General features: G+C 48.0%; 11 protein-coding genes. 10 read left to right on the top strand and 1 reads right to left on the bottom strand.

Annotation, left to right across the window (positions count from 1 at the left end; genetic code table 11):
• Nucleotides 1–27: 27 nt before the first annotated feature.
• The 9 genes from argF (at nt 28) to FKV70_RS07380 (ending at nt 11,754) form a co-directional block, all read left to right on the top strand.
• On the top strand, nt 28–984 hold the full coding sequence (gene argF, locus FKV70_RS07420) for an ornithine carbamoyltransferase (protein ID WP_142612374.1): 957 nt from the start codon (nt 28–30) through the stop codon (nt 982–984).
• Nucleotides 985–1,030: 46 nt separating this feature from the next.
• Nucleotides 1,031–2,266: an argininosuccinate synthase gene (locus FKV70_RS07415; RefSeq protein WP_142612372.1), complete on the top strand. Its 1,236-nt coding sequence runs from the start codon at nt 1,031–1,033 to the stop codon at nt 2,264–2,266.
• 88 nt (nt 2,267–2,354) lie between these two features.
• Nucleotides 2,355–3,767, top strand: a complete 1,413-nt coding sequence (gene argH / locus FKV70_RS07410; protein ID WP_142612370.1) for an argininosuccinate lyase — start codon at nt 2,355–2,357, stop codon at nt 3,765–3,767.
• A gap of 528 nt (nt 3,768–4,295) precedes the next feature.
• A complete protein-coding gene (locus FKV70_RS07405) occupies nt 4,296–4,547 on the top strand; it encodes a hypothetical protein (protein WP_142612368.1) in 252 nt (83 codons plus the stop codon).
• Nucleotides 4,540–6,999 carry a cyclic di-GMP-binding domain-containing protein, MshE-related gene (locus tag FKV70_RS07400; RefSeq protein WP_142612367.1) on the top strand — a complete coding sequence of 820 codons (2,460 nt, stop codon included), beginning with the start codon at nt 4,540–4,542 and terminating at the stop codon, nt 6,997–6,999. The genes FKV70_RS07405 and FKV70_RS07400 overlap by 8 nt, the downstream gene beginning before the upstream one ends.
• Nucleotides 7,000–7,022: 23 nt before the next feature.
• Nucleotides 7,023–8,030 carry a glycosyltransferase family 2 protein gene (locus tag FKV70_RS07395; protein ID WP_142612365.1) on the top strand — a complete coding sequence of 336 codons (1,008 nt, stop codon included), beginning with the start codon at nt 7,023–7,025 and terminating at the stop codon, nt 8,028–8,030.
• Nucleotides 7,993–8,409, top strand: coding sequence for a GtrA family protein (locus FKV70_RS07390; RefSeq protein WP_142612363.1), 417 nt, complete (start codon nt 7,993–7,995; stop codon nt 8,407–8,409). The genes FKV70_RS07395 and FKV70_RS07390 overlap by 38 nt, the downstream gene beginning before the upstream one ends.
• Entirely contained in the window at nt 8,409–10,010 is a 1,602-nt protein-coding gene (locus FKV70_RS07385; protein WP_142612361.1) for a glycosyltransferase family 39 protein, read from the top strand. Before FKV70_RS07390 ends, FKV70_RS07385 begins: the two co-directional genes overlap by 1 nt.
• Before the next feature lie 103 nt (nt 10,011–10,113).
• Nucleotides 10,114–11,754 (top strand): glycosyltransferase family 39 protein, encoded by a 1,641-nt coding sequence (locus tag FKV70_RS07380; RefSeq protein ID WP_142612359.1) that lies wholly within the window; start codon nt 10,114–10,116, stop codon nt 11,752–11,754.
• 78 nt (nt 11,755–11,832) lie between these two features.
• On the opposite strand, the gene FKV70_RS07375 is transcribed toward FKV70_RS07380, so the two are convergent.
• The gene (locus FKV70_RS07375; RefSeq protein ID WP_064797854.1) at nt 11,833–12,621 is read right to left on the bottom strand and encodes an alpha/beta hydrolase; all 789 of its coding nucleotides are present in this window, start codon (nt 12,619–12,621) and stop codon (nt 11,833–11,835) included.
• 268 nt (nt 12,622–12,889) lie between these two features.
• Between FKV70_RS07375 and FKV70_RS07370 the strand changes: the two genes are divergently transcribed.
• A complete protein-coding gene (locus FKV70_RS07370) occupies nt 12,890–14,080 on the top strand; it encodes an S-layer homology domain-containing protein (protein ID WP_142612357.1) in 1,191 nt (396 codons plus the stop codon).
• Nucleotides 14,081–14,106 lie beyond the last annotated feature (26 nt).

The raw sequence follows: 14,106 nt of genomic DNA, 5'->3' as shown, positions 1-14,106 counted from the left end.
GACAAGAGGGTATAAGGAGAGGATCGTATGAGCCAGGGCGGCGCACTGCAACAAGTGAACTTGAAAGGGCGGGACTTTCTTGAGCTGGACGACTATTCGCCAGAGGAAATCCAGTATTTAATTGAGCTCGCTATTGAAATTAAGCGTAAGCACAAAAACGGGGAAGTTTATCAGCCGCTGAAGGGGAAAACGCTTGGACTGATTTTCGAAAAATCCTCCACACGTACACGGGTGTCCTTTGAAGTCGGTATGTATCAGTTGGGCGGGCATGCCCTTTTCCTCAGCAAGAATGACATTCAGCTCGGCCGCGGTGAACCTATTAGCGACATGGCCCAGGTCATGTCACGTTATCTGGACGGCATTATGATTCGTACCTTTGGACACGATAATGTTGTAGAATTGGCACGTTATGCATCCGTCCCTGTAATCAATGGCTTGAGCGATTTGGCGCATCCGTGTCAGGTGCTGGCTGATTATCAAACCTTGTATGAGCAAAAGGGCAAGCTAAAAGGGCTCAAGCTGGTTTATATTGGAGACGGCAACAATATGGCGCATTCCCTCTTGATTGGTGGAGCCAAGCTCGGAGTGCATGTCTCCATTGCAAGTCCAGCTGGATACGAGCCTGACCCGAGTGTGGTTGCGGTATCCCGTGAGATTGCCAAACAGACAGGTAGTGAAATTGTGATCACTCAAAGTCCGCAGGAAGCAGTAAAAGATGCCGATGCGATCTACACGGATGTGTGGGCAAGCATGGGCTTTGAGGAAGAGCAGAAGGAACGTGAGCTTGCTTTTGCTGATTTTCAAGTGAATGAGGAGCTGGTTAAGCTCGCGAAGCCGGATTATTTATTCCTGCACTGTCTACCTGCGCATCGTGGGGAAGAAGTGAGTGCAGGCGTAATCGATGGTCCCCATTCGGTCATTTTTGATGAAGCGGAGAACCGTCTGCATGCGCAAAAAGCGTTGCTAGTTGCTTTAATGGGATAAGGTTGATCGTTAAGAAGAGGTATAAGCATCGGGGAGGACTTTAATAATGGCAAAAGAAAAAATCGTACTCGCATATTCCGGCGGTCTGGATACGTCGGTCATTCTGAAATGGCTTAAGGAAACCTATGATGCTGAAATCATCGCATTCACCGCAGATATCGGTCAAAAGGAAGAACTGGACGGCCTGGAGGAAAAAGCACTCGCTACCGGGGCTTCCAAAGTGTACATCGATGACCTGCGCGATGAATTCGCCAAGGATTTTATCTACCCGATGTTTCAAGCGGGTGCTTTATATGAAGGGCAATATTTGCTCGGAACGAGTATTGCACGTCCATTGATCGCTAAGCGGATGGTCGATATTGCGATTGCCGAGGGAGCAACAGCCATTGCTCACGGCGCAACAGGCAAAGGTAACGATCAGGTGCGCTTCGAGCTGAACGCAGCGGCGCTAACGCCGGATATCCAAGTCATTGCACCTTGGCGGCTGGAGGAGTTCCGCAATCAGTTCCCGGGCCGGGCAGAAATGATTGCTTATGCGGAAAAACACGGTATTCCGGTAACCGCCTCCGCAGCCAAGCCGTACTCCATGGACCGCAATCTGTTGCATATCAGCTATGAAAGCGGCGTGTTGGAGGACCCTTGGTTTGATCCGAGTGCTCCTGAAAATAAAGAAATGTTCTTGCTCAGCAATGCGCCGGAGGATGCGCCTGATGAAGCAGAATATTTGGAACTGGAATTTAAAGCAGGCAACTGCGTTGCTTTAAATGGTGAACAGCTAACTCCACTGCAAGTGATGGAAAAACTGAATGAACTGGGCGGTAAGCACGGTATCGGACGTGTAGATATGGTGGAGAACCGTTTTGTGGGGATGAAAAGTCGTGGAGTCTATGAGACGCCAGGCGGTACAATCTTGTTCACAGCTCACCGCAAAATGGAATCGATCACGATGGATCGCGAGGTTATGAATCTGCGAGATAGCCTGATTACCCGTTATGCTACCTTGGTATACAATGGATTCTGGTTCGCGCCAGAACGTGTCGCTTTACAGGCTCTGGTTCATGAGAGCCAGAAAAATGTCACGGGTACCGTGCGCGTGAAGCTGTACAAAGGCAACATTATCGGTGCAGGTGTCAAAAGTCCGGTTAGCTTGTACAATCCAGACATTGCAACCATGGAAGCTGATCCGACACAAGCCTACGATCAAGGCGATGCGACAGGCTTTATCCGCTTGAATGCTTTGCGTTTGAAGGTCAATGCGGGTGTAACACAAAATCATAAATAAGAATGTAATCTAAACAAATGTACGGAATGCGGGCCGTTCTTGTCCAAACGACGAGGGCGGCTTGTTATTGCAGAGAGGGGATCATGCAATGAGTAAGCTATGGGGCGGACGGTTTACAAAGCAAACAAACAAACTGGTAGAGGAATATACGGCTTCTATTGGGTTTGATCAAGCGTTGGCGGAAGAAGATATTCAAGGCAGTTTGGCCCATGTGGCCATGCTGGGCAAATGCGGCATTATTCCGCAGGAGGATGCGGACACGATCAAGGGAGGACTGCATACCGTTCTGGAGCGTATCCGCCGTGGGGAAATTGAATTTTCCGTTTCGGATGAGGATATTCACATGAATATCGAAAAAAATCTGATCGAAGCCATTGGTCCTGTCGGCGGTAAGCTGCATACTGGACGCAGTCGTAACGATCAGGTAGCAACGGATATGCACTTGTATTTGCGCGGACGTGTGGTATCGCTGGTAGGTATGTTGCACGATGTACAAGTTGCTTTAATTGGGCAGGCTAAAGACAATCTGGATACGATTGTACCTGGGTACACACACTTGCAGCGTGCTCAGCCTATTTTGTTCGCACATCATTTGCTGGCGTATGTGTCCATGCTGGAGCGTGACATTGACCGTCTTAAAGACAGCTACAAGCGCATCAATGTGTTGCCGCTAGGGGCTGGCGCTTTGGCAGGAACCACTTTCCCGATCGACCGTCATTTTGTAGCAGAGCAATTGGGTTTTGACGGAGTCTATGAAAATAGTCTGGACGCTGTCAGTGACCGGGACTTCATCGTGGAATTTCTGGCCGGGGCCTCGCTAATTATGACGCATTTGTCCCGTCTGAGTGAAGAACTGGTGCTATGGAGCAGCACAGAGTTTGGTTTTGTCGAACTGGATGATGCTTTCTGCACAGGCAGCAGTATTATGCCACAGAAGAAAAACCCGGATGTACCGGAGCTTGTACGTGGCAAAACCGGGCGTGTCTACGGAAATCTCGTCGGTCTGCTGACTGTACTGAAGTCCTTGCCACTGGCATACAACAAGGACATGCAGGAGGATAAAGAAGGAATGTTCGATACGGTGGCTACGCTGGAGGGAGCCTTGCAATTGTTCGCTCCGATGATCGCCACGATGAAGGTTAACAAGGATCGCATGCGTCAAGCGGTTAACCAGGATTTTTCCAACGCAACGGATATTGCGGACTTCCTGGTCGGCAAGGGGCTTCCATTCCGCCAGGCCCATGAGGTCATTGGCAAAACGGTGCTGTACTGCATCCAGCAGGGCAAATATCTGCTTGATCTAAAACTGGATGAATTCCAGCAGTTTTCGGATCTGTTCGACGAGCGCATTTACGAGGTGCTTCAACCAGAAGCGGTAGTCAATGCTCGGAATGTGTATGGCGGAACCGCCACAGACCAGGTGAAGGCAGCCATTGGGCGTAGTGAACAGCTTCTGGCAAACACATCAATATGGTTCGAAGGTCATAAGTCCAGAAATTAATCCAAAAAAAGAATTATTCTCTTGCACAGCAATGGGATGCTGTGTAAAATCAGATTTTAAGAATATTTGCCAGCTATGTTTTCAAAGGCACCGTTCGCGGTGTCTTTTGTGTTTTCTGAGGTATTCGAATGATTTATGATCGGGATAATCATGAACTACATAGATTATTGGAAGTCTATCGAGTGCGAAGGTTGATACATATAGTTCTATATACCTGTTCATACATTAGTGTGAAAGTTTCTAGAATTTACATTTATGTATACTACGCCTACCATGATTATGGTAGAATAGCACTAAGTTTTTCATTGAATTACCAATTTAGTAGAACAAGAAGCATATATGATAAATCATTGTCAAGTATTTATTGGTTTTTTCACCCAAGCGAATTTCATAAACGTGTAAATGAAGGGCTTCAATGAGAAAGCAGGTATGTCCTGGTTTCGGAAAAATGCTGTAAAAAAATGTGGGTAAAAATATTGAAGTAGCGACAGGGCAAAAGGCAGAGTCGGGACGATCCAGGGAGGTATTATGAGAACTAAACGAACGACGCGCCAGCTTAAGAGTGTTTGGATCGGTTATCGTGCTACTGACGCAGATCAACTCGTATCCTCATTGCATGAGGAGCGAATCCAAGCGGAGAAGTTGCTGCGTGAGGAGCGTGAGCTTTTCCACGCAGCGCTTGAACGGAAAAAGCAGCGGGATGCTGAGTTAAAGCAGCAGCTTGCAGACGCGCTTGCGGAAGAGCGGCGCTGGATTGAAAGGGCGGGAATTCATGGGTGACAAGCTTAGGTGGCAGGTTGGAGGAGTTTCAATTCGCCAAACCAAGAGAAGAATAAAAGAAGAGCGTCAGCGAATCGAACAACTGCAACAACAGCTAGAGGCACAGCGTGCTGAGCAGGCCCCGATACTGTACAAGCTTGATTTCCACATCGAAGAGCTGGAACGGCGACTTCGGGATACAGAACTGCGTATTCAGGCTATTCAGAATGCGAATGATACGGCAGCAGCTGTGGAACAATTGCTGGATGAAGGGATACAGGATGGACAGGAGCAAGAGGCGCAAGTCCAGTATGCATCTGGGCAGGAACAGGTAGCAGCAGGGGCTGCTATGGGTGTAGCCTCCAGTATCACAGGTACAGAAGGCGGAGAGTCTGCAGCAGAAACGTCAACCGGACGAAACGGCAAGGCCCGCCTGGGAGATCAATTAGTGGAGAGCGGGTTGATCACCCGCGATCAGTTGACAGACGCGATCCGCAACCAGAAGCGTTACGGTGGCAGACTGGGCGATATTCTTGTAGAGATGGGCTTCATTACAACAGAGCAGCTACATGAGCAGATTGATAGTGATGAGTCCAAGGAAAGATTAGGCGACATGCTGGTTCGTTCCGGCTATATCTCACCAGAGCAGCTAGAGCGCGCGCTTGAGTTCCAGGCGAAGAGCGGCGGACTGCTCGGCGACATTTTGCTGTCACTGCAAATGCTGGAGCCTGCGGATTTGTACCGCGCGATTGCTACCCAGAACCGAATCGGGCGTATTGGTGAAGAGCTGGCGCTGGACGCGGCGTACAAACTACCTGAGCAAGTGGCCATGGCTTATGGCGTGGTCGTCATCCATCAATATATGAACCGTTATATTGTAGCGGTCAGTGATCCGTTGCCAGAAGAGCGCCGCTTGAGGCTGGAGGAAATTCTGGGTATGCCGGTAGAGCAAGTGCTTGCTACAAAGGAAGAGATGGAGCAACTCTGGGGTAAAATCTACGGTGAAGAAATGATGCAGGAGAGCACGACCGGGCTGTTGGAAAAAGAACCGCACAATTCGGCGCGGACCACCTTTACCAAGGGACAGCTCTGGGTGTTTGCAGCCATGGGAATGATCACATTGCTCGGCCTCTTCTGGAACAGCTGGAAGACAGTGCTGATCATTAATATGATGATCCAGCTTTTTTATTTTGCGATGACGCTTTTCAAATTTGGAATTATCTATCTCGGTTCCCGGCGCGGGGCGCAGCTTCGTTTCACGAAGGAAGAGGTAGACGCTATGGATGAAAAGAAACTGCCGATTTATACGATTCTTGTCCCGATGTATAGGGAAGCGGGCGTGCTTCCGATGTTGTTGCGGAATTTGGAACAGTTGGATTATCCAAAGTCCAAGCTGGACGTACGGCTGTTGATTGAAGAGGACGACATTGAGACGATTGAGCTGTTGCGGGAAATGAAGCTGCCAGCCTATTACACCACATTGGTCGTGCCTGATGGCTTGCCGAAAACCAAACCAAAGGCTTGTAATTATGGACTTATTCGCGCTCGCGGCGAGTTTGTCGTCATTTACGATGCGGAGGATCGTCCCGATGCCGACCAACTTAAAAAGGTGATTGCCGCGTTTGATTTACTCCCTGAAAATTACGCATGTATTCAAGCAAAGCTCAATTATTTTAACAGTACCCAAAATTTGCTGACCCGCTGGTTCACACAAGAATACAGTATGTGGTTTGAATTGCTGCTGCCAGGAATTATGCAGTTAGATACCCCGATTCCGTTGGGCGGTACGTCCAATCATTTTCGGGTATCTGTATTAAAAGATATTAATGCGTGGGACCCCTATAATGTAACCGAGGATGCGGATCTGGGCATTCGTCTGTATAAAGGGGGTTACAAAACGGCCATTGTCGATTCCCGCACATGGGAGGAAGCGAACAGCCGCGTGGGCAACTGGATTCGTCAGCGTTCACGTTGGATCAAGGGATATATGCAGACATGGTTGGTCCATATGCGCAATCCGGTTAAGCTGGTGCGCGAAGTGGGCTGGAAAGGCTTTTTCGGTTTTCAGGTGATGATTCTGGCGACGCCGATGTTGCCGTTGTTGAACCCTATTTTTTGGGGCTTGCTTATTTTGTGGTTTGGCTGGGAGCTGTCCTTTATTCCCAAACTGTTCCCGGGCTATGTGTACTACTTGGCCAGCGCGGAATTTTATATCGGTAACTTTCTGTTCGTATTCAGTAATGTGGCCGGCATGTATTGGGTCATCGGGGAACTGGAAGAGCGCGGTGAACGAACATTTTCATACGCGATGGTCAAATATGGGCTACTCTCGCCGTTATATTGGGTACTTATGAGTATAGCCGCGATAAAAGCAGCTTGGCAGCTTATAACCAAGCCGTTCTATTGGGAGAAGACGACGCATGGTCTGACCGATATGCACGACTTGGATGATACCCCGGCACAGTCCTCCTGAATATGAAGAAAGAAGGAGCAAGAATGGAGACAAAAAATCCTTTTTTATCCGTCGTCATTCCCATGTACAATGAAGGCTCGCATCTCGAACGTTCGCTTAAGGTGATTGATGGAGTGCTGTCTGTTGTCACCTCACGTTATGAGCTTATTATTGTAGATGATGGTTCCAAAGACGATACGTGGCTCAAACTGTCCGAATTGTCCCGTCGTATGCCCTCTTTACTCGCGCTCCGGCTGAGTCGGAATTTTGGTAAGGAGCTGGCGTTGTGCGCAGGTTTGGAAAATGCATCTGGCGATGCGATCATTGTCATGGACGGGGATTTGCAGCATCCTCCTGAGATGATCGGGGAAATGGTACGTTTATGGCAAAATGAAGGTTATGATTTAGTTGAATGTGTGAAAGAATTTCGGGGAGAAGAGTCTGTAGGCAAAAAGCTCGGAGCTTCTTTGTTCTATGCAATTTTGAATCGTTTGACCGGCTTTAATCTCAAGGATGCCTCCGATTATAAGCTGCTGGATCGAAGAGTGGTGGATGCCTGGATGGCGATGCCAGAGCGTATGCCGTTCTTTCGTGGAATGACCGCCTGGCTCGGTTTTCGTAAAACCCAGATTACGTTCCGGGTGGCTCCACGAGAAGAGGGTCCAAGCCGCTGGAGTCCGTTAGGGCTGTTTCGATTGGCCGCGGAAGCGATCGTTTCGTTTTCGACAGTACCTTTGCGGGTAGTGAGTTTAATGGGTCTCATTTTCATGCTGATTTCGGTCGTGTTGGGGATTCAAACCTTGATGCACAAAATAACGGGTGACGCGGTGACCGGGTTTACCACTGTCATTTTACTGCTTTTGATTATCGGCAGTGTACTCATGCTGTCGATCGGAGTGGTAGGAGAATATATTGCCGCCATATATCACGAAGTCAAAGCCAGACCTCGTTATCTAATTGCAGACAAACGGGCGAATGCTGAGCGATTGTGGGTGGATAGGGAGTTTAATCAACATGATCAGACGTTCGTATCTAAAGTATCCAATCATTAAATACGGTATTGTCGGGCTGCTGGGTACAGGCATTCACGTCGGTGTGCTTGTGCTGCTGGTGGAGCTGTTTGCGGTACCTGCGGTAACGGCTACTACAATAGGCTTTATAGTTACGTTGCTCGTTTCGTATGTGCTGAACCGAAACTGGACGTTCGAGCCGACTGGCGAGGGAAGCCGGACTCAGTTTCTTAAATATGTATTGGTCTGTACCTGCGGCTTGCTTTTGAATGCTGGTCTCATGTACGTAACCATTCACTGGATCGGTTGGTCGTATCTAATCGGTGAAGTCCTGACTACCATCATCGTGCCCATTCATAATTATATCTGGAATCGCTATTGGATCTTCTCCGTTCCGCAACAGCGTCAGAAAGAGGTTTAATGATCGTAAAGAAACATGGAAAGTTGCTGTCGTTGTTTGCTTGTATTACTGCTTTAGAACTGGCAGTAGGTATTTATTTTGCATGGCATCTGGGCTATATGCATACCGATGCGCTCAGTCGAGTGGCTAATGCATTTTATGTGCTGTATAGCCGTGACCCACATTTGGGTGCTATCGGTTTTGTATGGAATCCGCTACCGAGTTTGATGGAACTTATTGTGCTGTTGTTCTATCCTTTGTTTCCCGCACTCGCTTCCCACGGGCTGGCAGCAGTGATTGTGAGCAGCCTGTTTGCTGGGGCGAGCGCAGCATTATTGTACGGGACGGGAAAAGAACTAGGGCTTCACGGTGCAACCAGTTTGCTGATTGCGCTGTTATTTTCACTGAATCCGTTTATGTTTCTGTTCGGCTTCAACGGCTTGAGTGACTCGCCCTATATCTTTTTTATCCTGCTGACGGTGAGTCGATTCTGTATGTGGCTTAAGGATCGCAAGGCGGCGAATCTGATCGTATCCGGTTTTGCGCTTGCATTGGCCTTTTGGGTTCGCTATGAAGCAGTCCCGCTAGGTGTTGCGATGGCTGTAGGCGTATTGCTGACGATTCTTTCTCTGCATCGGTGGCGTACAAACAGAGAGAAGGGTAGAACGCAATTGTCTTTAAAAGAGCGCCTGTACAAAGTTGAAGCGACATGGCTTCTATTATTGCTGCCGCTAGTCTTTTCCGGTTTGCTATGGCTCTTTTTTAACTGGATTATCATGGGCGACCCGCTTTACTTTTTACGCTCGCAATATTCCAATTCCACACAATCAGCGGCTTTGCTGGAGGATCAACGCTTTGTGGAAATGTTTGCCCACCCTGTGCTGATGCTAAAGTTTGTCGGGCAACGAACCTTATGGTATGCGGCTCCGTTGATTGCTATTTTGCTTATACGTCTATTGGACAAACGTCTTTGGAATTGGAGCACGTTAACGCTGCTGACTATTTTTCTGTCGGTACCTGGACTGCAGCTCTTGTTAATGTTTAAGCATTCTTCGTTTGGCTGGTTCCGATATTTTATGTATGTATTCCCGATTACAGTTGCTTGGCTGCCGTATGAGCTCAGTTTATTGAAGGGAAAAATGCGTGGGATCGGAATCTCACTGGTAACGATGGGAATGTTGGTAACAGCAGGCTTGTTATCCTACGCTCTGACGAATCCCGCGATTGCAGCTGATGAACATAGCTATCTGACGCATAGCGGCAATGAGAGCTATGATCGGCAAGTGATTGAACGGAAAATAGGGCCGTGGCTGGATGAACATTATGGTTCGTCGCTCATTTTGACAGATTCTTATACAGCCTATCCGATCATTTTGAGCAGTAAAATTCCGAAGAAGTTTATGATTACGAGTGATTATGATTTTGGAAAATCTTTAATAAATCTCCCTGCTTCCAAGGTGGACTATGTTTTGATTACACGCTTGGTGGAAGGGGTACCGCTGGATCAGGTGAACCGGAACTATCCTGATCTGTTTGAAACGGGGGCGCCATGGGCCACGTTGGTGCATGACTTTGACGGGGAGTGGCGATTGTACAAAATAGAGCATGCAGAAACGCAATAATTTATTGCGTTTTACTGCGTCGTAGCGGAGAAAGGAGGTAGCTGTGGGGCGTGAGTTCCTTACAGCTGCACCACCGCAACAAGTTTGAGGGGGAACGAGAGGAATGTCCTTTCGCAAATGGTCTGCAAGCAGATGGATGGGTATCGGTCTGTTTGTGTTTATACTTGCATTGGAGCTATCTGCGGGTATCTATTTCAGCTATGTTCTGGGATATATGCACACAGACGCGCTCAGTCGGGTAGCTAACGCATTTTATGTGCTGTATAGCCGCGATCCACATCTGGGTGCCATCGGATTTATCTGGAATCCACTACCCAGTCTGCTGGAAATGGTGATTCTAGTGCTGTATCCGATTTTTCCGGCATTAGCCTCCTATGGATTGGCTGCTGTTATTCTGAGTGCTACCTTTGCTGCTTTGACCGCAATGCTGCTATATCGGGCGGGTGTCCGAACAGGGCTTAGCTCCAGGATGAGCTTGCTGTTGGCATTGCTGTATGCACTGAATCCGTTTGTTCTACTGTTTGGTGCCAACGGTTTGAGCGATTCGTTATACATATATTTTATTATGATGACGGTCATTGAATTTGCCCTATGGCTCAAGGATCGTATGACGGCAAGTCTGATTGTTTCTGGATTAGCGCTTGCCATGGCGTTCTGGACTCGCTATGAAGCGGTACCTCTAGGCGTGGCCATGGCTGTAGGCGTGGTCTTGGCGACCTTATTTCTTCATCGCAACTTGGGTAGACGCGAACTGGTCTGGCGGGAAAAGCTGCATAAAGTCGAGGCAACCTGGTTACTGCTTCTACTCCCTGTGGTCTTTTCCGGGTTGTTGTGGATTTTCTTTAACTATCTCATCATGGGAAATGCTCTTTATTTCTTGAATTCAGAGTATTCGAACACAGCCCAATCGGCAGAATTGCTCAATGATGATAAATTTGTGGAGATTTTTTCCAATCCGCTGGTAGCCTTGAAGTTTATTGCTTCCAAAACCATCTGGTATTCTGTGCCGTTGTTTGCTATTCTGTTCATTCGTCTGTTGAGTGGACGCTTATTCCGGTGGGGTACCTTGATTATTTTATTACTGTTCCTATCTGTACCGGGCTTGCAATTTTTACTTATGATGAAGCAATCCTCGTATGGTTGGTTTCGTTATTTTATGTACGTATTCCCAATTACTGTGGCCTGGTTGCCATATGAGTTGAGCCAGCTACAGGGACGATGGCGGAGGGCAGCCTTTGGTCTAGTGTCTGTCAGTCTGCTACTTACTGCTGGATTACTGTCCTATGCGTTGACTCGCCCGGATATTGCTCCGGATGAGAACAGCTTTCTCACACGTACGGGGAATGTGAACTATGTAAGACAGGAATCAGATCGTAAGATTGCCGTCTGGCTGGACCAGCATCTGCCAAAGTCGACCATTATGACTGATTCGGCTTCAGCCTATACGATGATCGTCTACAGCCAATATCCCAAACGCTTTCTGATCACCAGTGATTATTCGTTCAATAAGGCATTAAGTTATCCGCAGGACAATCATGTAGACTATATCCTTGTACCTAAGATTATGTCAGGCATGCCACTGAGTAAGATCAATATGGTATATCCGAATTTATATGAACATGGGGCCCCATGGGTTCAGCTTGAACGTGAGTTTAATGGCGAGTGGCGCCTGTATAAAGTGCTGCCTAAATCATTAACTACAACTAAAGGATCTCCATCGACGGAGACGACGACAAATCCCTGATGTGCATAACAACAATCCCCGAAGCCCATTCCCTTCGCTTGATGCGGTGAGAAAGGCTACGGGGATTTTTTTGCCTGATTAGTGCCCTTTAAGCGGTAGCCACGCCAGTACATCCTGAATTTTCGCGTCCCAATATCCCCATTCATGAGCTCCAGGACCTTCTTCATAGGTCAGCGGAACTCCAAGAGAGTTGCATGTTTCACGAAAAGTCTGATTTCCTTTATATAAAAAGTCCTCTGTACCGCAGCATTGGTAGAGTCGGGGGAGTGAGGTCCCCGCGGTGGCATGACGTTGTAGCAGCTCCAGTAAGTCGTGATCCGTTCCACGTATTTCATCTGGCCCAAAAATGTTAAGCCATTCCGCTGGACTCATAGCATTTTGCATAGGATCGGTGCGGGATGCGTGTAAATCCATGACGCCCGACAGACTGGCAGCGGCTGCAAAGCGGTCAGGATGCTGAAGTGCCAGTTTGAAAGCCCCATATCCACCCATAGAAAGCCCGGCTACGAAATTGTCTTCACGCTTGTCGGACAGCGGAAAGAATGAACGGGCCAAAGCTGGCAATTCTTCACTGATAAAGGTCCAATAAGCCGCCCCTTGCTCCATATTCGTATAGAAACTCCGATGCACCTGAGGCATGACGACGGCAAGGCCCATAGAGGCAACGTAGCGTTCAATGGAGGTTCGGCGCAGCCAGGTTGAATCATCGTCCGACAGACCGTGCAGTAAATACAGGGTCGGGTGTGGCCCTGTTCCCTGCTTGCCCTCCATTCCAATCTGTGAACGAGTTGCCTGCGGAAGAATGACATTCATAGATGTGCTTAGACCAAGAACTTCCGAATAAAACTGACATTGAATAAGAGCCATAAAAAAACCTCTTTTCCTAGGGTTATGTGATCTCATTGACCTGTTTCTGCTTACAACTGATTACTCATTCAGTATACTGTGACCTGTCCAAATATACATATCCAAGTGAATGGCTAGGTATTAAGTCCCGTTTCTTATTTATCCTACATTAGGAGGGGGTATGGTTATATGGGACGATTTTTTTAATTTAGGGGCTATTTGGGTTTGATTTCTGGTAAAGTGTTTAAAAAAAGATTGATGAATCCAATCTGAGGGAGGAATTTATAGCATGGGGAAAAAGTTAAGAACCACAATTACAGGTGTACTGAGTACAGGTCTTATTCTTAGCGCATTCAGCGCAGCGGCAGCTGCTCCTCAAACTACAAGCGGCCATTGGGCAGGAGATCAGGTGCAACGCTGGTCAGCTACAGGGCAATTGAGCGGAGCGGTAAAACCGGATGCAGCGATCACACGCGCAGAATTTATCGTGCTTTTGAACCGCAGCTTGGGAACGTTCACGCAGGAGACTCCAGTGGTGACAGACGCAACGTATGGAGGCAGTGTGAAAGTCAACGGTAATGGAAGCAGAACGTTCACAGATGTTCCGGCATCCCACTGGGCATACAACGAACTGACAAATGCCGTGAATGCAGGTTACATAAGCGGCTATGCAGGTAACAAGCTCAAACCAAATGGTAAGGTAACACGTCAGGAAGCAGCTGCGATTATTGGCAAAGCTATTGGGCTGACTGCGGGTAATGCAGCAGATGTTACTAAATTCATTGACTCCGACAAAATCGGATCCTGGGCGAAGAAAAGTGTAGCGGCAGCTGCGGAGCAAAAAATCATCAACGGTTATCCGGATGGTAAATTCCAGCCACTGAAGCCACTGACTCGTGCAGAGGCGGTTGCTATTCTGGATGCTGCATCCGGTTACAACCTGAGCCCTGTCGATAATCTGACGACGACTCCTGGTGGAACGGTAACAGATTCCACATACAGTAACGTGACAGATTCCACTTATGGTAACACGTCCACAACTTCTGGAACTGAAACAGGAGGTAGCAGCACTAGTACTAGCACTAGCACAAGCACAGATAGTACGACTACGACTGCTACGGACAACGCTACAACAACAGAGACAAGCACCAACACAAACACAACTACCAACACAAACACAACTACGACTGCGGACAACACTACAGCCACAGCCGTGGGTGCTACTTCAAGTACACTGAAAGTCAACGATGTGTACGATGGTGAAGGTATGATTACAGGGACAGCTAAAGCTGGTTCCACAGTAACTGCCTATTCCAACGATCTGCCTATCGGCAGTGCAGTAGCCAAAGATGACGGCACATTTAGCATCAGTGTGCAAACTCAAAAAGCGACAGTTAGACTGGTGATTAAAGCTAAAGATACAGACGGCCATGAAAGTGAGCCTGTAGAAATCTCGGTTTTGAGTAAACGCAGCGAGTAATATAGCACGACAAATCCCCCTTCACT

This window comes from Paenibacillus ottowii (assembly GCF_006874425.1).
In the GTDB taxonomy this organism is placed as follows: Bacteria; Bacillota; Bacilli; order Paenibacillales; family Paenibacillaceae; genus Paenibacillus; species Paenibacillus ottowii.
This window is presented reverse-complemented; position numbering and strand designations above follow the sequence as displayed.

Bases quoted from the DNA above. Each gene is read 5' to 3' on its own strand.
- argF (WP_142612374.1), top strand. From the start codon at position 28: ATGAGCCAGGGCGGCGCACTGCAACAAGTGAACTTGAAAGGGCGGGAC.
- FKV70_RS07415 (WP_142612372.1), top strand. From the start codon at position 1,031: ATGGCAAAAGAAAAAATCGTACTCGCATATTCCGGCGGTCTGGATACG.
- argH (WP_142612370.1), top strand. From the start codon at position 2,355: ATGAGTAAGCTATGGGGCGGACGGTTTACAAAGCAAACAAACAAACTG.
- FKV70_RS07405 (WP_142612368.1), top strand. From the start codon at position 4,296: ATGAGAACTAAACGAACGACGCGCCAGCTTAAGAGTGTTTGGATCGGT.
- FKV70_RS07400 (WP_142612367.1), top strand. From the start codon at position 4,540: ATGGGTGACAAGCTTAGGTGGCAGGTTGGAGGAGTTTCAATTCGCCAA.
- FKV70_RS07395 (WP_142612365.1), top strand. From the start codon at position 7,023: ATGGAGACAAAAAATCCTTTTTTATCCGTCGTCATTCCCATGTACAAT.
- FKV70_RS07390 (WP_142612363.1), top strand. From the start codon at position 7,993: ATGATCAGACGTTCGTATCTAAAGTATCCAATCATTAAATACGGTATT.
- FKV70_RS07385 (WP_142612361.1), top strand. From the start codon at position 8,409: ATGATCGTAAAGAAACATGGAAAGTTGCTGTCGTTGTTTGCTTGTATT.
- FKV70_RS07380 (WP_142612359.1), top strand. From the start codon at position 10,114: ATGTCCTTTCGCAAATGGTCTGCAAGCAGATGGATGGGTATCGGTCTG.
- FKV70_RS07375 (WP_064797854.1), bottom strand. From the start codon at position 12,621: ATGGCTCTTATTCAATGTCAGTTTTATTCGGAAGTTCTTGGTCTAAGC.
- FKV70_RS07370 (WP_142612357.1), top strand. From the start codon at position 12,890: ATGGGGAAAAAGTTAAGAACCACAATTACAGGTGTACTGAGTACAGGT.